The following is a 20,391-nucleotide window of genomic DNA, read 5'->3' as shown; positions in this document are numbered from 1 at the left end:
AGCCCCTCATACTAGTAGGGGCTTTTTTTATGGGCGCCATCTATAAAAAAGCCCCCGGGCCTGAGCGCGGGGGCGGTCTGTTTTTCTAGCCGGTGACGCACCGAAGGCGTCATTCACCCGCGGGGTGGCGGAATCCTTCAAGCATCTCGCGCGCGTGTTCTCGCGTGGTGGCGGTGAGCTTGATGCCACCCAGCATCCGGGCGATCTCTTCGACGCGGTCGGCTGCGTCCAGCTCTTCGATGCTGGAGCGCGTGGTGCCGCGTGATTCGGTCTTGCTGACCAGGAACTGGTTGTTGGCGCAGGCGGCCACTTGCGGCAAGTGCGTGACGCACAGCACCTGATGGCGTTCGCCGAGTTCGCGCAAGAGTTTGCCAACCGCTTCGGCTACCGCGCCGCCAACACCGCTATCGACTTCGTCGAATATCAGCGTGGGCACGCGAGCCGCGCGGCTGGCGATGACGGACAGCGCCAGCGAAATACGCGATAGTTCGCCGCCCGAGGCCACCTTGGCCAGGGGGCGGGGCGTGGTGCCAGCATGGCCGGCCACCAGGAATTCCACTTGTTCATTGCCATGCGCGGACGGCGCGGAAGCGGCCAGCGTGGGCTCAAACTTGCCGCCTTGCATGGCCAGCGTCTGCATGGCCAGCGTGACTTGTTTGCCGAGGTCTTTTGCGACCTTGCGGCGGGCCGTGGTGAGTTTCGCCGCGGCCGTGTCGTATTGGGCCTGCGCCGTGACGGCTTGGGCGCGCAGCGCGTCGATGTCGCCTGCGGCCTGCAACGCGGCCAGTTCGGCGTGCAGCGCATCGCGCAACTCGCACAAGCCATTGGGTTCGGTGCGGAATTTGCGGGCGGTTTCGAACACCAGGCCTAGCCGCGCTTCCACGTCGGCCAGCCGCTTCGGGTCGAGATCGACGCGGCTGACGTAGTTGTTCAGGTCAGACACGGCTTCGCTGATGGCGATGCGAGCCGATTCCAGTTCGTCATACACGCCTTGCAGGCCGGGGTCGTGCCGAAGCAACTGCTGGATGCGGGAGTTGGCGGAGGTCACGCGGTGATGCGCGGAATCGCCTTCGCCGTCCAGTGCCTCAAGAATTTGCGAGGCGCCGTCCAGCAGCGATTGCGAATGCGACAGCCGCGTGTGCTCGGATTGCAGCGATTCCCATTCGTCCGGGCCTAATGCCAATTGGTCCAGCTCGTCGACTTGCCATTGCAGGCGGTCGCGTTCGGTGGCCAGGCTGGCCGCATCTTTTTCGGCCGCTTCCAATTGCCGCGCCAGCGCGCGCCACTGCTTCCATGCCTGGCCGACGGCTTGGCGCAGATCGCCATGGCCGCCGTGGGCGTCGAGCAAGTCGCGTTGGGCATCGGGGCGCATCAGGCTTTGATGGGCGTGCTGGCCGTGGATGTCGACCAGGCTATCGCCCAGTTCGCGCAGTTGTGCGACGGTGGCCGGCGTGCCATTGATGTAGGCGCGGCTGCGGCCTTGCGCATCGATCACGCGGCGCAGCGACAGTTCGTCGTCCGCATCGATCTCGCGTTCGGCCAGCCAGGCATGCAGGGATTTGGGCGTGTCGAAGACGGCGGTGATGTCGGCGCGCGCAGCACCTTCGCGCAGCATGCTGGCGTCGCCGCGTTCGCCCAGCGTCAGTGCCAGCGCGTCCACCAGGATGGATTTGCCCGCGCCGGTTTCACCAGAAAAGACGGTAAAGCCGGGGCCAAAATGGATTTCCGTTTGTTCGACGATGACGAAGTCGCGGATATGCAGGGTGCGCAGCATGTGGGGGCGCTTACTACTCTACGTTGTCGGTGGCCTGGGGCATCAGGTTCCAGTGCAGCTTGCGGCGCAGGGTGGAAAAGAAGCTGTAGCCTTCAGGGTGCACGAAGCGGATGGTGTACGGCGCGCGCTGCACGACGATGCGGTCGCCGGGTTGCAGGTCGGACCAGGTTTGCATGTCGAAATGCACGCTGGCGCCCACTTCCACGCGGCCCATGGCCGTCAGTGTCATGTTCAGTACGCCCGTGTCAGGTATCACGATAGGGCGGTTTGACAGCGTTTGCGGGGCCACGGGCACCAGCACCATGGCGTTCATGCCGGGATGCAGGATGGGGCCGTTGGCAGACAGCGCATACGCGGTTGAGCCGGTGGGCGTGGCGATGATCAGGCCGTCTGCGCGCTGCGTGTACATGAAGGCGCCGTCCAGCTCGACGCGCACTTCGATCATGCCGCCGCGGCCGGCGCGGTTCAGCACGACGTCGTTCAGCGCCGACGCGGAATACATTTTTTGATCGCCGCGCCACACGCTGCCTTCCAGCAGCATGCGTTCTTCGATCTGGAAGCTGCCTTCCAGCACACGCGCCAGCGCGCCGTGCGCGTCTTGCAGCGGAATGTCGGTGATGAAGCCCAATCGGCCGTGGTTGATGCCGACCAGCGGCACGCCATAGGGGGCCAGATGCCGGCCCGCGCCTAGCACGGTGCCATCGCCGCCCATCACGACGGCCAGCGAGGCATTCTGGCCAATCTCTTCGAGGGTAGCGACGGGGTATTCGGTCAGGCCGGTGTTGCGCGCGGTGTCCGCATCGATAAGCACGTGCCTGCCCGCTTGCGTCAGCGCGTGCGCAAGTGCTCTCAGCGGTGTGTCCAGGCCGGTGTCCTGGTATCTGCCGATCAGGGCGACGGTAGGAAAGTGCATGGCTGCGTGCGTATCAAAAAGGCGGAATCCGAAAGCCAAAACGTGCCCGGAATGGGCGGTTTAGCCGATTATATGGGGCCGCATATCTGCTTGCGGGACAAAAATCGCCTTAATTGGAAAAGATTCCCTAAAATACCTGCTATGGATGACCGCGCACGCGCACTACTGAAAGCGTTGATAGAACGCTACATCGCCGATGGGCAGCCCGTCGGCTCGCGGACGCTATCGAAAGTCTTCGATTTGTCCCCAGCCACCATCCGCAATGTCATGGCGGATCTTGAAGAGCTGGGGCTGATCCACAGTCCGCACACCTCCGCCGGCCGGGTTCCCACGCCGCGGGGCTATCGCATGTTCGTCGATTCCCTGCTTGCGGTGCAGTCCTATCAGCTGCAACCCCACAACATGGGCGAAATGCTGTCGGCCGCCGAACCCACGCGCGCCGTCAACGCGGCCGCCGCCTTGCTGTCGAACCTGACGCAATTCGCAGGCGTGGTGCTGACGCCCAAGCGCGCCCAGGTGTTCCGCCAGATTGAATTCATCCGCCTGTCCGACAAGCGGGTGCTGCTGATCATCGTCACGCCCGATGGCGACGTCCAGAACCGCATTCTCTTTGTGCAGCGCGATTACGTCGAAGCTGAATTGCTGGAAGCCGGCAATTTCTTCAACATGCATTTCGCCGGCAAGTCCTTCAATGCGGTTCGGCAAACGCTGTCGACCGAGCTCGCCCAACTGCGCGAAGACATCTCACGCCTGATGCAGGCGGCGGTGGAAGCCAGCGCGGAAGCGGCGGAAGATGGCGACGCCATGATCATTTCCGGCGAACGCAAGCTGCTTGACGTCACGGACATCGCGTCCGACATGGACCGCCTGCGCAAAATGTTTTCGCTGTTCGAAAAGAAGACCGACCTGCTGCAACTGCTGGACGTGTCCAGCCGCGCGCAGGGCGTGCAGATCTACATCGGCGGCGACTCGCAGCTGGTGCCGATGGAAGAAGTGTCGGTCATCACCGCGCCTTACGGCGTGGACGGCAAGGTGGTGGGCACGCTGGGCGTGATCGGCCCCACCCGCATGGCTTACGAGCGCGTCATTCCCATCGTGGATATCACGGCGCGCTTGTTGTCCAACGCCCTCAGCCACAACCAGTAGTTCCATTCAAAGCTACATCCTCCTTGCGGAGGAAGGGGAGTTTTTGTGTTTCTTCGCCTGTTCAAGTATCTATGGCCTGAACGCTATCTGCCGGAAACCGAGCAGGACGACCCCTTCAACGAAGATCCGCCGCCGCGCGGCCTGGACAAGATCGGTGTGCTGCTGGTGAACCTGGGCACACCGGACACCCCCAGCAAGAAGGACATCAAGAAGTACCTGGGCGAATTCCTGTCCGACCCGCGCGTCATCGAAATTCCCCGTTATTTGTGGAAACCCATCCTGCACGGTCTGGTGCTGACGCTGCGCCCGAAGAAGCTCGCGCCGCGCTACGCCGGAGTGTGGCTCAAAGAGGGTTCGCCGCTGATGGTCTACAGCCAGCGCCAGGCGGAAGGCGTGCGCGCGGCCTTGCAACAGTCTGGCATTAATGCCGTCGTGGAATTGGGGATGCGCTATGGCAATCCGTCGATCCCCGATGCGATGACACGATTGCGCGCCGCTGGCTGCGAACGCATCTTGACCGTGCCGCTGTATCCGCAATACGCCGCGAGCACCACGGCCACCGTCGTGGATGCGGTTACCCGCCATGCGGGGCGGCTGCGCGATCAGCCAGAACTGCGCTTCACCAAGCGTTTCCATGAAGACCCGGCCTGGCTGGACCCATTGGCGGCCAGCATCGAGTCCTTTTGGCGCGAACGTGGCAAACCGCAGAAGTTGGTAATGAGCTTTCACGGCCTGCCGCGCTATTCGATCGAATTGGGCGACCCGTATTACCGCGATTGCATGGAGTCGGCGCGGTTGTTGTCGCAACGCCTGTCGCTGCCGCGTGACCAGATCGAAGTCACCTTCCAAAGCCGCTTCGGCACTGCGCGCTGGCTGGAGCCGTACACCGAACCTACGCTTAAGGCGCTGGCTGCCTCGGGCATTACCGAGGTGGATGTGGTGTGCCCGGGATTTGTGGCAGACTGTCTGGAAACGCTGGAAGAGATCAGCCTTGAATGCCGCGACGCCTTTATCGAGGCGGGCGGCAAGCAGTTCCGCTATATCCCGGCGCTGAACGACGATCCCGACTGGATCGCCGGCTTGGCCAGGTTGGTGGAACGGAACTTGCAGGGGTGGCCTCTGACTGCCCAGCCCATCACGGACTTGAAGGAGAAGGCGCATGCACCATGATCCCAAGAGCGACAAGGTTGTAAAAAAGGGGACGGTTTCCACCCCGGTAGATGAGGATCAGGTCGAGCACGATCTGGATGAAGCGCTGGCCGAGACCTTTCCTGCCAGCGATCCCATCGCGATCCGGTCAGAACCCGACGAAGACGATGCGCGCGTGGACCGTGCTCTGAAAGAGAGCTTCCCGGCCAGCGACCCCGTCGCGCCCGCCACGCCCCACAAGAAGTAAACGCCTCCGGCCACGCCGCCGCCCGGGCGGATGCCGTCAGGGAATATTTCGCTTTCCCGGGCTTGAAATAGGGGTATTGGCCCCCATTCATGTCTGCGAAAGCCATTCTTTTTGGAGGATTCCCCATGACGGCACCCCACGAGCCTGTAGATCAGACGCCCGAAGCCGGCCAGAACGCCGGCGCGGCCCCCGCCGCCCAGGACGCCGCACAGGCCGAGCTGAACGAGTTGCGCGCCCAACTGGACGCCGCCCAGGCTACCGTCAATGAGCAGCACGACCAGCTTCTGCGTGTGCACGCCGAAGCTGAGAACGTGCGCCGCCGCGCCCAGGAAGAAGTGTCCAAGGCGCGCAAGTTCGGCATCGAGTCGTTCGCCGAAAGCCTGGTTCCGGTCAAGGACAGCCTGGAGGCCGCACTGGCCCAGCCTGACCAGACCGTCGCGACGCTGCGCGAAGGCGTCGAAGTGACCTTGAAGCAGCTGAGCGCCGCCTTTGAGCGCAATCTGCTGAAAGACATCGCTCCGGCGCAAGGTGACAAGTTCGACCCGCACCTGCATCAGGCGATTTCGTCGATTCCCCATGAGCAGCCCGCCAATACCGTGGTGCAGCTGCTGCAAAAAGGCTACGTCATCGCTGACCGGACGCTGCGTCCGGCGCTGGTGGTGGTGTCTGCCGGTCAGGGCTGAACCGCCTCGCGCGCACCATGACCGATCCCCGTTTCGATCCGGCTCAGGTTTTCCAGGTGTTCGGCATGCGTCATGTCGACACCGCGGGATTCGATGCCGCCGTGGTCCAGGCGCCGGGGTCGGACTTGCGTTGCGTGTTTTTGTGGGGGCAGGATTGCTATAACTGCAATCTTTTCAAGCAGGCGGCGCTGCTGCATCAAGCCACCTTGCTTGAGCTGGGCCTGACGTGGTTCGAGGCCGATGTCTATGCCGACGAGCCCCTGGGCCGCCGCTTTTCCCTGCATGGTGTCCCCACTTTTGTGCTGTACCGGGCCGGCAAACGGCTCGGTCGTATCACCGGTTGGCCCGGATTGCCCCAGTTCACGGCGGCAATTCATCGGTTGCAAGACCCGAATGCGGAAAATTCCAGCAAGGCGTCTTGAAAAACCCTGCGAGTAGCCCCAGTTATGTGGGGACAAGAAGTTTCTCTCTATTTTCATAGATTCAATTCAAGGTAACCCACCATGAGCAAGATTATTGGCATTGACCTGGGCACGACCAACAGCTGCGTAGCTGTCATGGACGGCGGGCAGGTCAAAATCATTGAAAACGCGGAAGGCGCTCGCACCACCCCCTCGATCGTTGCCTACATGGACGACGGCGAGACCCTGGTTGGCGCACCCGCCAAGCGCCAGGCTGTGACCAACCCGCGCAACACCCTGTACGCGGTGAAGCGCCTGATCGGCCGTAAGTTCGAAGAAAAGGCGGTGCAAAAGGACATCAACCTGATGCCCTACACCATCGCTCGCGCCGACAACGGCGACGCCTGGGTGGAAGTGCGCGGCAAGAAGATGGCGCCTCCCCAAGTGTCGGCCGACGTGCTGCGCAAGATGAAGAAGACCGCCGAGGACTACCTGGGCGAAGAAGTGACCGAGGCCGTCATCACGGTGCCCGCTTACTTCAACGACAGCCAGCGCCAAGCCACCAAAGACGCCGGCCGCATCGCCGGTCTGGAAGTCAAGCGCATCATCAACGAACCCACCGCAGCCGCGCTGGCGTTCGGCCTGGACAAGACCGAAAAGGGCGACCGCAAGATCGCCGTCTATGACTTGGGTGGCGGCACGTTCGACGTGTCCATCATCGAAATCGCTGACGTTGACGGTGAAAAGCAGTTCGAAGTGCTGTCGACCAACGGCGACACCTTCCTGGGCGGCGAAGACTTCGACCAACGCATCATTGACTACATCATTGCCGAGTTCAAGAAGGAACAAGGCGTTGATCTGTCGAAAGACGTGCTGGCGCTGCAACGCCTGAAGGAAGCGGCTGAAAAGGCGAAGATCGAACTCTCGTCGGCTCAGCAGACCGAAATCAACCTGCCGTACATCACGGCGGATGCCTCGGGTCCGAAGCACTTGAACCTGAAGATCACGCGCGCCAAGCTGGAAGCGCTGGTTGAAGAGCTGATCGAACGCACGATCGAACCCTGCCGCGTCGCCATCAAGGACGCTGGCGTGAAGGTTTCCGACATCGACGACGTGATCCTGGTCGGCGGCATGACCCGCATGCCCAAGGTTCAGGAAAAGGTGAAGGAATTCTTCGGCCAAGATCCGCGCAAGGACGTGAACCCGGATGAAGCTGTTGCCGCTGGCGCCGCCATTCAAGGTTCCGTGCTGTCGGGCGACCGCAAGGACGTGCTGCTGCTGGACGTGACGCCTCTGTCGCTGGGTATCGAAACCCTGGGCGGCGTGATGACGAAGATGATCCAGAAGAACACGACGATCCCGACCCGGTTCTCGCAGACCTTCTCGACCGCTGACGACAATCAGCCGGCCGTGACGATCAAGGTGTTCCAGGGCGAGCGCGAAATTGCCGCGGGCAACAAGGCCCTGGGCGAGTTCAACCTTGAAGGGATTCCGCCGTCGCCGCGCGGCATGCCGCAGATCGAAGTCACGTTCGACATCGACGCTAACGGCATCCTGCACGTGTCCGCGAAAGACAAGGGCACCGGCAAGGAAAACAAGATCACCATCAAGGCCAACTCGGGTCTGTCGGAAGACGAGATCCAGCGCATGGTCAAGGATGCCGAGGCCAACGCCGAGGAAGATCACCGTGTTGCCGAGCTGGCTCAGTCGCGCAACCAGGCCGACGCGCTGGTGCACGCCACCCGCAAGTCGTTGACCGAGTACGGCGACAAGCTCGAAGCTTCCGAAAAGGAAAGCATCGAAGCCGCCATCAAGGACCTGGAAGACACGCTGAAGGAAGGCGACAAGGCCGCGATCGACGCCAAGGTGGAAACCTTGTCGACCGCATCGCAGAAGCTGGGCGAAAAGATGTACGCCGACATGCAGGCTCAACAAGCCGCCGGCCAGCAACAAGCGGCCGATAACGCGAAGCCGGTAGACGACAACGTCGTCGACGCCGACTTCAAGGAAGTCAAGCGCGACCAATAATGGCCGGGCGCTGACCAGCCTCTGCCGCCCGGTAGCCGGAGAAATCCGCCTACCGGGCGTACTCATTCTGTAGCACTGAAAAGATGGCTCGTTTTTGAGCCCACGGATCATGGCAAAACGCGACTATTACGAAGTCTTGGGCGTAGCAAAAAACGCCGCGGACGACGAACTCAAGAAGGCCTATCGAAAGCTGGCCATGAAGTACCACCCGGATCGCAATCCGGACAGCAAAGAAGCCGAAGAGAAGTTCAAGGAAGCCAAGGAAGCCTACGAGGTCCTGGGTGATGAACAGAAGCGCGCCGCGTATGACCGCTATGGCCATGCGGGCGTCGACCCCAACTCCGCCGGCATGGGCGGGGCGGGCATGGGCGGCGGTTTTGCCGACGCCTTTGGCGACATTTTCGGCGAGATCTTTGGCGGTGGCGGCGGCGGTGGCCGTCGCGGCGGCGGCCCGCAGGTGTACCGCGGCGCCGACCTGAAGTACGCGCTGGAAATCACCTTGGAACAGGCCGCGGCCGGTTTCGATACCGAAATCCGCGTCCCCAGCTGGGAAAACTGCGATACCTGCCACGGCTCTGGCGCCAAGGCTGGCACGTCGCCCAAGACCTGCCGCACCTGCGGTGGCTCGGGCGCCGTGCGGATGCAGCAAGGCTTCTTCAGCGTGCAGCAAACCTGCCCGACCTGCCACGGCAATGGCAAGGAAATCACCGACCCGTGCCCGTCTTGCGACGGCGTGGGCCGTATCCGCCGCAACAAGACCCTGCAGGTCAAGATTCCGGCCGGTATCGATGACGGCATGCGCATCCGCTCCAGCGGCAATGGCGAGCCGGGCATCAACGGCGGCCCCCCGGGCGACTTGTATGTGGAAATCCACATCAAGCAGCACAAGATCTTCCAGCGCGATGGCGACGATCTGCACTGCGAGCTGACCATCCCGTTCACCACGGCGGCATTGGGCGGCGAGCTTCAGGTGCCCACGCTGGGCGGCAAGGCCGAGATCTCGATTCCCGAAGGCACCCAGTCGGGCAAGACTTTCCGGCTGCGCGGCAAGGGTATTCGCGGCGTGCGCGGCAGCTATCCGGGCGACCTGTATTGCCACGTCGTCGTGGAAACGCCCGTGCGCTTGAGCGAAGACCAGAAGAGCATCCTGCGCCAGTTCGAGGCCTCGCTGAACGACGGTGGCGATCGCCACTCGCCGCAAAGCAAGTCCTGGACGGACCGAGTGAAGGAATTCTTCAGCTGAAAGGGCTGAAGGGCCTGTGGAAAAGCCGCGACGAGATCGCGGCTTTTTCTTTTGGGGATTCGTTGGGCTTTCATTGGGCGCTTTGCCCATCTTACGTAATAAAAAGGCCGCAGCTTTACGCCGCGGCCTTGGTACTGCTACTGCTTCGTACTGCTAGTGCTACGTACTGCTAGTGCTTCGTACTGCTACTACTTCGTACTGCTAGTGCTACGTACTGCTAGTGCTACGTACCGCTACTACTTCGTACTGCTGCTACTTCGTACCGCTACTACTTCGTACTGCTACTACTTCGTACTGCTAGTGCTTCGTACTGCTACTACCTCGTACTGCTACTTCTGGGTACTGCTACTACTGGGTACTGCTACTGCGGTTGCCGCTGTACCGGAAGAAACCGGCCTCAAGCCATGGTGCCGCCTGAGGCCGGCCGGGCTACAGCAAGCAGCTCACCGGGTGATCGGCGGGTATTCGAGTTCGCCGAACGTGTATTGGCCGCTGGCCTTGGCTTGAGCCAGTTCCTGCTGGACTTCGGCGCGGGTCTTCACGCTGGCCGGAGCCGCAACGACGGGCGGGTATTGCAGTTCACCGAACGTGTATTCGCCGCTGATCTTGGCTTGTTGCAACTGCGCTTGCACGTCTTGCGAGGTCAGGCTGGCCGCTTGGGGTTGGGCGGGCGGATAGTCCAGTTCGCCGAAGGTGTATTGACCGCTGGCCTTGGCTTGCTGCAATTCGGTCGCGACTTGTGCGCTTGTCTTGGCTTGTTCAAGGCCGGCGGCTTGGGCGCCAACGCCAACCAGGGCTAGGGACAGAAGCAGGGTGGTGGTTAGGGTTTTCATGGTGAGACCTCCAATTCGTTTTTAGTGGGGACCGAATCCGGCGGCCCTCCGTCGTGGTTCGTTGTTTGTTCCCGATGACTGAATTGTGCGCGTCATCCCACCTGGGATAAACCCGTATTCCTTGAAAACATCTTTCCAAATAACCGAGTAATAAGTTATTTGTGAAAAAAATTCCCCACCTATGGCATGGTTATGCGGATTCAAAGGGCTGGCTGCCTGGGAACCCGGATTTCATCGTGCAAAAAAAAGCCCCTGCACAAGGCAGGGGCCGGTGTTGCGAGAAGCGCTCAGCGGATCAAGGCGTTGCCTTCTTTTTGAAGTCGCCTGCCACGGCGGTGCTGAAGCCGTCCGGCCGCAGGTACTTGCGCAGGGCGGCGTTGACCGCTTCGGGTTTCAGCGCCGAGATCTTTTTGTCCATCTCGGCCGACCATTCGAATGTGCGGCCGCGTTGCAGATAGTCCAGCCACGTGCTGGCCAGGATGTCGTCCTGCGCGCGGGCCAGGTTGCGGTAGTTCAGCAGCGCATTGATGCCGTCGGAAATTTCCTTGTCCGAGAAGCCTTCTTTCAGCACGCGGGCCAATTCCTCGTTGATGGCCTTCTCCAGGCGCTCGCGGTTTTGYGGCGCGTAGATGGCGTACATGGTCCAGCTGGCGCTGGGTTCGAACGACGAGACCGACAGCGAGCTGCGCACGTTGTACGACAGCCCTTCGGTTTCACGCACGCGGTTCCACAAGCGTGACGTTTCCGACGCGCCGAACAGGTAGTTGGCCAGGTACAGGGCCGCATAGTCGGCGTCCGTGTCTTGCAGCTTCAGCGGCATGCGCGAGATATAGAAGGCGTTGGCCTTGTCGGGCGTGTCGATGTCGAACTGCTTGGCGGGAATGTCGCGGTAGGGGTTGGGCACGCGGGTGTAGGCGGGCGCCTTCTTCCAGCCGGCCAAACCGGTCTTGATGGCCTTTTCCACGGCTTCCGGCTCGAAATCGCCAACGGCCGAATACTCGATCTTGCCCGCGCCATAGAACTTGGTGTGGAACTTGACCAGGGCGTCGCGGTTCAGGCCGCGCACGCTGGCCAGCGCTTCGTCAAACGTGGGCACATAGCGCAGGTCATCGGCAGGCCACGGGTTGTCCTGGCGAGCCAGGGCGCGGCCGGCCAGCGCCGAGGGCTCGGTCATGGCGTTCTGGATCGAGGTCTCGATCTGGCGTTGGTATTCCTCGAGCTGTTCCTTCGGGAAGTTCGCGGTGCGCACGATCTCGAGCGCCAGCGCGGTCAGTTCGGGCAAGTTTTCGCTCTTGGTCGACATCGCGACTTTGAGCGTGGTGCCGCCGCCGCTGAAGCCAAGCTCGGCTTGCAGCTTGTCCAGACGGTCCTGGATGTCCTGGCGCGACAGCTTGGCCGTACCGCGGGTCAGCAGGTCGGCGACGGCGCTGGCGTTCACGCGTTGGCCACGCAGGTCTTTTTCATTGCCGAACTGGATCAGCATCTGCGCCTGCACGCGGTTGCCGCGCGTGGCCTTGGGCAAGAGCGCCAGTTGGACCGGGCCGTTGGGCAGGTCCAGCTTCTTGCGCTGGGTGAGCTTGTCGATATTTTCCGGCGTGGGATCAAAGGCGGATGCGGCCTTGAAGTCGGGGTCGCCCTTGTAGTCCTTGAAAACGGCAGTCAGGTCTTCACGCTGCAATTGCGGGGCGCGCACCGGCTTTTCGGTGGGGATGTAGCGGCCTTCAATGCGGTTGCTTTGCACCAGATACGTGACAGCGGCCTGTTGCACGTCGGCCAGCGAGGCCTTGCGTGCGCGGTCGCGTTGCAGGAAGAACAAGCGCCAGTCGCCCGCGGCGATCGCTTCAGACAGCGCCACGCCCACCTGCTCGGGATCGCTATAGGTCTGTTCCCACGCGGTCAGCCATTTGCTGCGCGCGCGGTCCAGCTCCTGTTGCGTGAAGGGCTTCTTCGCCAGCGTTTCCAGCGTGCTGGTCAGCGCCGTCATGGCGGTGACCAGGTTCTTGCCGGGGGGCAGCTGCGCGCCGAACATCGCCAGGCCCGGGTCGCGGTTTTCCATGGTGAAGCCAAACACGCCCGAAGCCAGCTTGGTGGCGACCAGCGCGTGATACAGGCGGCCCGACGGCGTGTCGGACAGAATGACGGTGGCCAGGTCCAGCGGCACGAAGTCTGCGCTGCCGGCCGCAGGGATGTGGTACATCGCGGCCACCAGCGGGGTGCCGCCCGTGCGACGCAAGGTCACCGAGCGTTCGCCGTCTTGCGTGGGTTCCACCGTGTATTCGGGCGGCAGCTTGCGCTCGGGCTTGGGCAGTTTGCCTAGCGTTTCCTGAATATCCGCCAGCGTAGCTTGCGGGTCGAACTTGCCGGCCACGATCAGCACGGCGTTATCGGGCTGGTAGTACTCGTGATAGAAGGCGCGCAGTTGGGCGATGTCGACGTTTTCAACGTCGGAGCGCGCGCCGATGGTGTTCTTGCCGTAGCTGTGCCACTGAAAGGCGGCGGCCTGCATCTTCTGCATCAGGATGCGGGACGGGCTGTTTTCGCCGCTTTCCATTTCGTTGCGGACGACGGTCATTTCCGAGTCCAGGTCTTCCTTGGCGATCAGGGAATTGACCATGGCGTCGGCCTGCCAGCCCAGATACCACTTCAAGGTGTCGGGGTTGGCGGCGAAGCTGGCGAAGTAATTGGTGCGGTCGCTGGAGGTCGAGCCGTTGGCTTGCAAGCCGCGGCGCGAGAATTCACCCATGGCGTTGCGGGTGGTGGACGTGCCTTTGAACAGCATGTGTTCAAGCAGGTGCGCCATGCCGGTCTGGCCGTAGTTCTCGTTGCGCGAGCCCACCAGGTACGTCATGTTGACGGTGGTGGACGGCTTGGATTCATCGGGAACCAGCAGCACTCTCAAGCCGTTGGCCAGGCGGTATTCGGTAATGCCTTCAATCGAGGCGGCCTCCGAGACACCCGCCGGGAGGGGCGCGGCGCCGGCCTGAAAGGCCAGGAAGGATGAGAACAGCAGCACACCCAACGGGCGCGGCAGCTTCGACAGGGACAGGCGCATGGCAGACAATTCCTTTGGCATGGCAGAATCCGTTGGAGTGTATACGTTGGCAATGGTTCAGGGGCTGCCACCCCGTAGCGCAAGGCAAGGAAGTGCAACATGTCTCTATCTCTGGAAGTTGAAACGCCGCGGCTTGTGCTGCGCCAATGGCGCGCCGATGATCGCAAGCCGTTCGCGGCAATGAACGCAGACCCGCGCGTCACCGAGTTCCTGCTGCCGCTGTCCGAGTCCGAAAGCGATGCATTGGCTGGCCGCCTGGCGGCGGGCATTGATGAACATGGCTGGGGTTTTTGGGCGGTTGAGGCGCCCGGCGTGGCGCCGTTTGTCGGTTTCGTGGGCATCAAGCCGATGCCGCCGACGCTGCCGTTTGCGCCGGGCGTAGAAATCGGCTGGCGTCTGGCGCAGCCGTACTGGGGCCGGGGCTACGCCAGAGAAGCGGCCGAGGCCGCGCTGCGCGTGGGTTTCGAGCAGGTGGGCCTGCACGAAATCGTGGCCTTCACGGCGGTGGGCAACCAGCGTTCAAGGGCGGTGATGGAGAAGCTGGGCATGCTTGCGGATGCCGACCTGTTCGATCATCCCGCTGTGGCGAAGGGGCACCCGTTGCAACAACATGTGCTTTATCGCCTGCCGCGGGAGCATTGGATGCGAACAAAAAATGGTGACGCCGACCTAGGCGGCATGCCGGTCGCAGCCGCATAACGGCCCGAAAACCGCGTCGTCATAGGGTGTTGCATTGCAATATCCTTAGTGCACAAGGCAAATTTGAGGTCGGCAGGTTCGCGGGTGTAAGCTTTTGAAGACGTAGTAGCTGTTGCCGACGGGATGCGCGACAGCCGTCTACCGGCTTCCCGTCCAACGCCAGACGCCGCTTTGAGTGCGGCGCCGGTGCTTGTCGTTCGCGCCTTCGCTGCCGGCATCCTGCCGGCGCATTTTTCGGAGGAACGACCCATGCTGACCGAGATCGTCACGCGTGCCTTGTCCCAACTGACCGGCAACGCCTTGAACGGCGACGGGATCAAAGGGCAATTTCAGTACGCCTATGCCAGTGATGACGGCCAATTCGTGGCCATACTGACCCATGACATGACCACCTATGTGGTGGACTTGAGCACCCAGCGGTATTTCGAGGAGTGCGGCGGTTCGCCCCGCGGGTTCGCCGGACATGTGCTGGAGATGGAAGGCGCCGCCGCGCGCAGCCATCCTTGGCCGGCCGCGAACGACCTATTCGACCTGGACATGGATGCAGACGAACTGTCCTGGCGCCAATGCCCCGGCTTGCGCAGTGCGTCCGCCGCCAACCGATCAGTGGAGAGCCGCGCCGCCTGAGAGTGGCCAGAAGCGGCAACACCTTACTGAACCGGCAGATTGCCGGTTTTTTTTATGCGTGGCGCGTGACGGGTTCCAGAGCCGCCCGGTACACTTTTGCCCATGAAAACGCCCGCTGAAATCGTCGCGCCCGACGGCGCAATCCTTGTCGACTGCACGCATGAACGCCATGCAGACCAGATTCTGGCCATCTTCAATGACGCGATCGTCAACTCGACCGCGCTGTATGACTACAAGCCACGTCCGCGCGAGGCGATGCAGGGCTGGTTCCAGACCAAGCAGCAGGGCGGCTTTCCGGTGGTCGGTTTCGAGAACGCAGACGGTGAGCTGATGGCGTTCGCCAGCTACGGCACTTTCCGCGCGTGGCCCGCGTTCAAGTATTCCGTCGAGCATTCCGTGTATGTCGACGGACGTTTTCGCGGCAAGGGCCTGGGCGAAGCGATGATGCGCGTGCTGATTGAGCGGGCGCGCCAGAATCAGGTGCACGTGCTGGTGGGCGGCATTGATGCGTCCAACGACGGCAGCATCCGCCTGCATGAAAAGCTGGGCTTCACGCACGCCGGCACGGTCAAGCAAGCGGGATTCAAGTTTGGCCGGTGGCTGGACCTGGCGTTTTATCAGCGGATTCTGGATACGCCTGAACAGCCGGTGGATGGCTGATCCCTTACCGGCCGCGCGTTATTTCGACAGCACCCGCATGGCTTGTTCCAGACCGGCAACCGTGACTGGGTACATGCGGTCTTGCATGATGTCGCGCATCAGCGCGATGGATTGACGGTACTGCCAGGACGCCGTGGGCTCCGGATTCAGCCAGACGGATTTCGGCCAGGCATCCAGCAGCCGCCGCATCCATTGCGCGCCGGGCTCCTTGTTGTAGTGCTCAACCGACCCGCCCGGTTGCAGGATTTCGTAAGGGCTCATGGTGGCGTCACCGACGATGATCAGCCGCCAGTCCGGGTTGTACTTGCGCAGCACGTCCCAGGTGTCGAAGCGTTCGTTCTGACGCCGCCGATTGCTTTGCCACAGGCTTTCGTAGGGGCAATTGTGGAAGTAATAGACTTCCAGGTTGCGAAATTCACTGCGCGCGGCCGAGAACAGTTCCTCGACGCGGCCGATGTGGTCGTCCATGCTGCCGCCCACGTCCAGCAGCATCAGCACCTTTACCGTGTTGTGCCGTTCGGGAACCATGCGTAAGTCCAGGTGGCCGGCATTGCGGGCGGTGCTGGCGATGGTGTCGTCCAGGTCCAGCTCCATCTCGGCGCCGGCGCGCGCGAAACGCCGCAGCCGGCGCAACGCAACCTTGAAGTTGCGCGTGCCAAGTTCGACCTGATCGTCGTAGTCCTTGAACTGGCGCATGTCCCAGACCTTCACGGCCGTGCGGTTGCCGGCCGATGCGCCGCCCACGCGGATGCCTTCGGGGTGATAGCCGCCGTTGCCGAACGGCGAGGTGCCACCCGTGCCGATCCATTTGCTGCCGCCCGCGTGGCGTTCCTTCTGCTCTTCCATGCGTTCCTTGAAGAGCTCCATCAGCTTGTCCCAGCCGTGCTTTTCGATGGCGGCTTTGTCTTCGGGCGACAGGTTCTTTTCGAACTGCTTGATCAGCCAGTCCAGCGGGATCTCCTTGCCGGCGGGCAGGGCGGCTTCGATGCCTTTGTAGTAGGCGCCGAAGGCCTTGTCGTAGCGGTCGTAAAGCGACTCGTCCTTGACCAGCGTGGCGCGCGCCAGGAAGTAGAACTCGTCCAGCGTGGGCGCCATCAGGTCGTGGCGCAGCGCGTCCACGAGCGTCAGGTATTCCTTGACCGAGACGGGCAGCTTGTGTGCCCGGAGGTGGTAGAAAAAGTCGATCAGCATGAGCGGGCTGCGCGTGGCGGCAAGATCAGCGGCGCTGGCCGCCGCGCGTCATGGCCGCGAGGCGTTCCAGCAGATGCACGTCTTGCTCATTCTTCAACAAGGCGCCGGCCATCAGGGGCACGGCGGTGGCGGTGTGTGCGTCGATTTCGGCGGCCGTGGCGTTTTCAGCCAGCAACAGGCGCAGCCAGTCCAGCAGTTCCGACGTTGACGGCTTTTTCTTCAGGCCCGGCGCATCGCGCAGCGCAAAGAACGTGTCCAGCGCCGCACGCAGCACGTCCTGCTTCAAATGCGGGTAGTGCACGGCCACGATGTCGCGCATGGTGTCGCGGTCGGGGAAGCGGATGTAATGGAAAAAGCAGCGGCGCAAGAAGGCGTCGGGCAGGTCCTTCTCGTTGTTGGACGTGATGATGACCAGCGGGCGATGGCGCGCGGAAATGGTCTCGCGCGTTTCGTACACATGGAATTCCATGCGGTCCAGTTCGCGCAGCAGGTCGTTGGGGAATTCGATGTCGGCCTTGTCGATTTCGTCGATCAGCAACACCACCGGCTCATCCGCCTGGAACGCTTGCCACAAGGTGCCTTGCACGATGTAGTTGCGGATATCGCGGACTTTTTCATCACCCAGCTGCGAGTCGCGCAGCCGCGACACGGCATCGTATTCGTACAAGCCCTGATGCGCCTTCGTGGTGGACTTGATATGCCATTGCAGCAGCGGCCGGCCCAGCGCGCGTGCGACCTCTTCGGCCAGCATGGTCTTGCCGGTGCCGGGCTCGCCCTTGATAAGCAAGGGGCGCTGCAAGGTCAGGGCGGCGTTGACGGCGAGTTTCAGGTCATCGGTGGCGACATAACTGTCGGTGCCGTTAAAGCGGGCAGGCGACGCGGAGGTGGCGGACTGGGCTGCTGACATTGTCTGATGGCTTCCGAGAATTGACGGGGATCAAACCCATCGTAAGGTATTAATCCTGGGCAATTATCGTACAATCAGGCGGTTTTGCAGTTGGATTTGCAGCTGGGTTCGACCCGCAACGTGTTTGCAGGGGGCCAACGTGTGAGCAGGCCCTAGTCCTTAAGCCATACCAAGAAGAGCCATTCCAATGAAGTTGCGAACCTCTCTGAAGTGCACGGTTTCCGTGTTGGCCGCGATGGCATCCTGTGCGATCGCCGGCCAGGCTGTTGCTGCTGACGCAGCGCCTGTCGGTAATATCCAAAACGCCCGCGACAAGGTTTCCATGTGCATCGGATGCCATGGCATCGAAGGCTACAAGGCGACGTTTCCCGAGCTCTATCACGTGCCGATGATTGCTGGCCAGAACGCCAAGTACATCGAAACCGCCCTTAACGAGTACAAGAAAGGCGCGCGCAGCCATCCCACGATGGACGCCATTGCCGGCAGTTTGTCCGACCAGGACATCGCCGATCTGGCCGCGTACTACTCGAATCTCAAATAAGGGGCAAACCATGAATCGCACGATGCTTGCCCTTCTGGGCGCGACCCTCGCTATCGCAGGCTCTGCCGCCCACGCGCAGGATCTGGCGGCTGGCAAGGCCGTCTTCGACAAATTCAATTGCGCGTCGTGCCATGGCGCCGACGCCAAAACGGCGGTGGACCCGGCCTACCCGACGCTGGCCGGCCAGCACGCCGATTACCTGTCCCATGCACTGAAAGCCTACAAACGCGGCGCCTCCGGCAGCGCGGCCACGGCCAATGTGCGCAAGAACCCCATCATGGGCGCGTTCGCCACGCAACTGTCCGACCAGGACATCTCCAACGTATCGGCGTGGCTGGCGTCCTTGCCCAGCGACCTGGGCGTACGCAAATAACCCGCTAGCGGGTTCAAAGGCTGGCGCGGCGGCGGATCAGATCGATATAGCTGTCGCTGTCCAGCGGCGTGCCCAGCCGCTGCGCTTCCCACACCACCTGTCCCAGGCATTCCATGATCTCGTGCGCCGCGTGGTGGGCGTCCGAGCGCGCCGTCAGTTGCTGATAGGCGAGGCGGATGCCGGGCGGATGGTCGATTGACAGCTGCTCTGCAATGGCCAGGTGCATGGACAAATGCAGAAAAGGATTCGTGCGGCCCTTTTCCACCGCGTATTCCGCGGTCATGGCGTCGGGGCTTTCAAGGTCGCCGTGATATTCCGGATGCTCGATGATCCAGTCCAGCGCGATGGCCTCAAGCGGGGTCAGCACCTCGTTGGCGCGGTGCTTGCGCCAAGTGTCGATAAAGAATTCGCGGACTTGGTCGCGTGAGGGATTGAACATCGGGTCGGGGCAGAAATGCGGGATGGAGATGCACTATTTTACCGCCCCCGGGGCGCGGTCAGGTTTCTGTAGCGTCTTTGCGATATAGAATTGGTTGCTATACGCCATCCGGAGTGCGGTTCGCGAGGGTGATTTTCCCCTGCGGAATCGGACGCTTTCCGATGCGGCGCATGCAGAAAAACCACCCGGAGCAAATGGAGCATTCATGACCTACCAACATATCAAGGTTCCCGCTGGCGGCCAGAAGATCACGGTCAACGCTGATTTCTCGCTGAATGTGCCTGAACAGCCCATCGTTCCCTTCATCGAAGGCGACGGCACGGGCGCCGATATCACCCCGGTGATGATCAAGGTTGTCGACGCCGCGGTGCAAAAGGCCTACGGCGGCAAGCGCAAGATCCACTGGATGGAAGTCTACGCGGGCGAGAAGGCCACCAAGGTCTACGGCCCCGACGTGTGGCTGCCCGATGAAACCCTGGAAGTCGTCAAAGACTACGTGGTGTCCATCAAGGGCCCGCTGACCACCCCGGTCGGCGGCGGCATCCGTTCGTTGAACGTCGCGCTGCGCCAGCAACTGGACCTGTACGTCTGCCTGCGTCCGGTGGCGTACTTCAAGGGCGTGCCCTCGCCGGTGCGTGAACCCGAAAAGACCAATATGGTGATTTTCCGCGAGAACTCGGAAGACATCTACGCGGGTATTGAATACATGGCCGAAAGCGAGCAGGCCAAGGAGCTGATCCAGTTCCTGCAAACCAAGCTCGGCGTGAAGAAGATCCGCTTCCCGAACACCTCGTCCATCGGCATCAAGCCCGTGTCGCGCGAAGGCACCGAGCGCCTGGTGCGCAAAGCCGCGCAGTATGTCATCGACAATGACCGCACGTCGCTGACCCTGGTGCACAAGGGCAACATCATGAAGTTCACGGAAGGTGGCTTCCGCGACTGGGGCTACGAGCTGCTGCAAAAGGAATTCGGTGCGCAGCTGATCGACGGCGGCCCGTGGTGCAAGTTCAAGAACCCGAAGACCGGGCGCGAGATCATCGTCAAGGACGTGATCGCCGACGCCTTCCTGCAGCAGATTCTGCTGCGCCCGGCCGAGTACGACGTCATCGCCACGCTGAACCTGAACGGCGACTACATCTCTGACGCGCTGGCCGCGCAAGTGGGCGGCATCGGCATTGCGCCGGGGGCCAACCTGTCGGACTCGGTGGCCATGTTTGAAGCCACCCACGGCACGGCGCCCAAGTACGCAGGCAAAGACTACGTGAACCCCGGTTCCGAAATCCTGTCGGCCGAAATGATGCTGCGCCACATGGGCTGGACCGAAGCCGCCGACCTGATCATCTCCAGCATGGAAAAATCCATTCTGTCCAAGAAGGTCACGTACGACTTCGCCCGCCTGCTCGAAGGCGCGACGCAAGTGTCGTGCTCGGGCTTCGGTCAGGTCATGATCGAAAACATGTAATTCGCGGTTCGCTCCGCATTGCT

General features: G+C 62.0%; 20 protein-coding genes. 13 read left to right on the top strand and 7 right to left on the bottom strand.

What is annotated here, in order from left to right; genetic code table 11:
- Positions 1-109: 109 nt before the first annotated feature.
- Complete coding sequence (gene recN, locus AC1DB0_RS21725; RefSeq protein WP_054424437.1) at positions 110-1,774, bottom strand: DNA repair protein RecN; 1,665 nt, start codon at positions 1,772-1,774, stop codon at positions 110-112.
- A gap of 13 nt (positions 1,775-1,787) precedes the next feature.
- Positions 1,788-2,687 (bottom strand): NAD kinase, encoded by a 900-nt coding sequence (locus AC1DB0_RS21720; RefSeq protein ID WP_054424436.1) that lies wholly within the window; start codon positions 2,685-2,687, stop codon positions 1,788-1,790.
- A gap of 141 nt (positions 2,688-2,828) precedes the next feature.
- Here AC1DB0_RS21720 and hrcA point away from each other — a divergent pair, with 141 nt between their 5' ends.
- The 7 genes from hrcA to dnaJ all read left to right on the top strand — a co-directional run bounded on the left by hrcA (position 2,829) and on the right by dnaJ (position 9,584).
- Positions 2,829-3,833, top strand: coding sequence for a heat-inducible transcriptional repressor HrcA (hrcA, locus tag AC1DB0_RS21715; protein WP_006223542.1), 1,005 nt, complete (start codon positions 2,829-2,831; stop codon positions 3,831-3,833).
- A 45-nt stretch (positions 3,834-3,878) separates the two neighbouring features.
- The gene (gene hemH / locus AC1DB0_RS21710; RefSeq protein WP_476757769.1) at positions 3,879-5,003 is read left to right on the top strand and encodes a ferrochelatase; all 1,125 of its coding nucleotides are present in this window, start codon (positions 3,879-3,881) and stop codon (positions 5,001-5,003) included.
- Entirely contained in the window at positions 4,993-5,229 is a 237-nt protein-coding gene (locus AC1DB0_RS21705) for a hypothetical protein (RefSeq protein WP_054424433.1), read from the top strand. The genes hemH and AC1DB0_RS21705 overlap by 11 nt, the downstream gene beginning before the upstream one ends.
- A gap of 125 nt (positions 5,230-5,354) precedes the next feature.
- Positions 5,355-5,912: a nucleotide exchange factor GrpE gene (grpE, locus tag AC1DB0_RS21700; RefSeq protein ID WP_054424431.1), complete on the top strand. Its 558-nt coding sequence runs from the start codon at positions 5,355-5,357 to the stop codon at positions 5,910-5,912.
- A 17-nt stretch (positions 5,913-5,929) separates the two neighbouring features.
- Positions 5,930-6,334, top strand: a complete 405-nt coding sequence (locus AC1DB0_RS21695) for a thioredoxin family protein (protein WP_054424428.1) — start codon at positions 5,930-5,932, stop codon at positions 6,332-6,334.
- A gap of 81 nt (positions 6,335-6,415) precedes the next feature.
- Positions 6,416-8,341 (top strand): molecular chaperone DnaK, encoded by a 1,926-nt coding sequence (gene dnaK / locus AC1DB0_RS21690; RefSeq protein ID WP_054424426.1) that lies wholly within the window; start codon positions 6,416-6,418, stop codon positions 8,339-8,341.
- A gap of 109 nt (positions 8,342-8,450) precedes the next feature.
- Positions 8,451-9,584, top strand: a complete 1,134-nt coding sequence (dnaJ, locus tag AC1DB0_RS21685; RefSeq protein ID WP_054424424.1) for a molecular chaperone DnaJ — start codon at positions 8,451-8,453, stop codon at positions 9,582-9,584.
- A 443-nt stretch (positions 9,585-10,027) separates the two neighbouring features.
- Here dnaJ and AC1DB0_RS21680 read toward each other — a convergent pair whose 3' ends face one another.
- Entirely contained in the window at positions 10,028-10,417 is a 390-nt protein-coding gene (locus tag AC1DB0_RS21680; RefSeq protein ID WP_427221947.1) for a DUF4148 domain-containing protein, read from the bottom strand.
- 295 nt (positions 10,418-10,712) lie between these two features.
- Positions 10,713-13,469: a M16 family metallopeptidase gene (locus AC1DB0_RS21675; RefSeq protein ID WP_476757768.1), complete on the bottom strand. Its 2,757-nt coding sequence runs from the start codon at positions 13,467-13,469 to the stop codon at positions 10,713-10,715.
- A 99-nt stretch (positions 13,470-13,568) separates the two neighbouring features.
- Here AC1DB0_RS21675 and AC1DB0_RS21670 point away from each other — a divergent pair, with 99 nt between their 5' ends.
- The 3 genes from AC1DB0_RS21670 (at position 13,569) to AC1DB0_RS21660 (ending at position 15,455) form a co-directional block, all read left to right on the top strand.
- Positions 13,569-14,168 carry a GNAT family N-acetyltransferase gene (locus AC1DB0_RS21670; RefSeq protein ID WP_427949729.1) on the top strand — a complete coding sequence of 200 codons (600 nt, stop codon included), beginning with the start codon at positions 13,569-13,571 and terminating at the stop codon, positions 14,166-14,168.
- Between the two features lie 249 nt (positions 14,169-14,417).
- On the top strand, positions 14,418-14,795 hold the full coding sequence (locus tag AC1DB0_RS21665) for a hypothetical protein (protein ID WP_054424416.1): 378 nt from the start codon (positions 14,418-14,420) through the stop codon (positions 14,793-14,795).
- A gap of 102 nt (positions 14,796-14,897) precedes the next feature.
- Positions 14,898-15,455: a GNAT family N-acetyltransferase gene (locus tag AC1DB0_RS21660; protein WP_346552149.1), complete on the top strand. Its 558-nt coding sequence runs from the start codon at positions 14,898-14,900 to the stop codon at positions 15,453-15,455.
- An 18-nt stretch (positions 15,456-15,473) separates the two neighbouring features.
- Here the strand turns inward: AC1DB0_RS21660 and AC1DB0_RS21655 are convergent, their stop codons facing one another.
- The gene (locus tag AC1DB0_RS21655; protein ID WP_175170854.1) at positions 15,474-16,646 is read right to left on the bottom strand and encodes a vWA domain-containing protein; all 1,173 of its coding nucleotides are present in this window, start codon (positions 16,644-16,646) and stop codon (positions 15,474-15,476) included.
- A gap of 25 nt (positions 16,647-16,671) precedes the next feature.
- Entirely contained in the window at positions 16,672-17,553 is an 882-nt protein-coding gene (locus AC1DB0_RS21650) for an AAA family ATPase (RefSeq protein WP_054424413.1), read from the bottom strand.
- A 187-nt stretch (positions 17,554-17,740) separates the two neighbouring features.
- Here AC1DB0_RS21650 and AC1DB0_RS21645 point away from each other — a divergent pair, with 187 nt between their 5' ends.
- Both AC1DB0_RS21645 and AC1DB0_RS21640 read left to right on the top strand, forming a co-directional pair.
- Positions 17,741-18,094, top strand: coding sequence for a c-type cytochrome (locus AC1DB0_RS21645; protein ID WP_006217806.1), 354 nt, complete (start codon positions 17,741-17,743; stop codon positions 18,092-18,094).
- Positions 18,095-18,104: 10 nt separating this feature from the next.
- On the top strand, positions 18,105-18,467 hold the full coding sequence (locus AC1DB0_RS21640) for a c-type cytochrome (protein ID WP_054424411.1): 363 nt from the start codon (positions 18,105-18,107) through the stop codon (positions 18,465-18,467).
- 13 nt (positions 18,468-18,480) lie between these two features.
- Here AC1DB0_RS21640 and AC1DB0_RS21635 read toward each other — a convergent pair whose 3' ends face one another.
- Positions 18,481-18,906, bottom strand: a complete 426-nt coding sequence (locus tag AC1DB0_RS21635; RefSeq protein ID WP_054424409.1) for a DUF1841 family protein — start codon at positions 18,904-18,906, stop codon at positions 18,481-18,483.
- Between the two features lie 205 nt (positions 18,907-19,111).
- Here AC1DB0_RS21635 and icd point away from each other — a divergent pair, with 205 nt between their 5' ends.
- Entirely contained in the window at positions 19,112-20,368 is a 1,257-nt protein-coding gene (icd, locus tag AC1DB0_RS21630; protein WP_175170855.1) for an NADP-dependent isocitrate dehydrogenase, read from the top strand.
- Positions 20,369-20,391: the final 23 nt, after the last annotated feature.

The sequence above is a fragment of the Achromobacter sp. 10T422 genome (genome assembly GCF_056394065.1).
The sequence above is the reverse complement of the archived record's forward strand: the minus strand, read 5'-3'. Positions and strand labels throughout refer to the sequence as shown.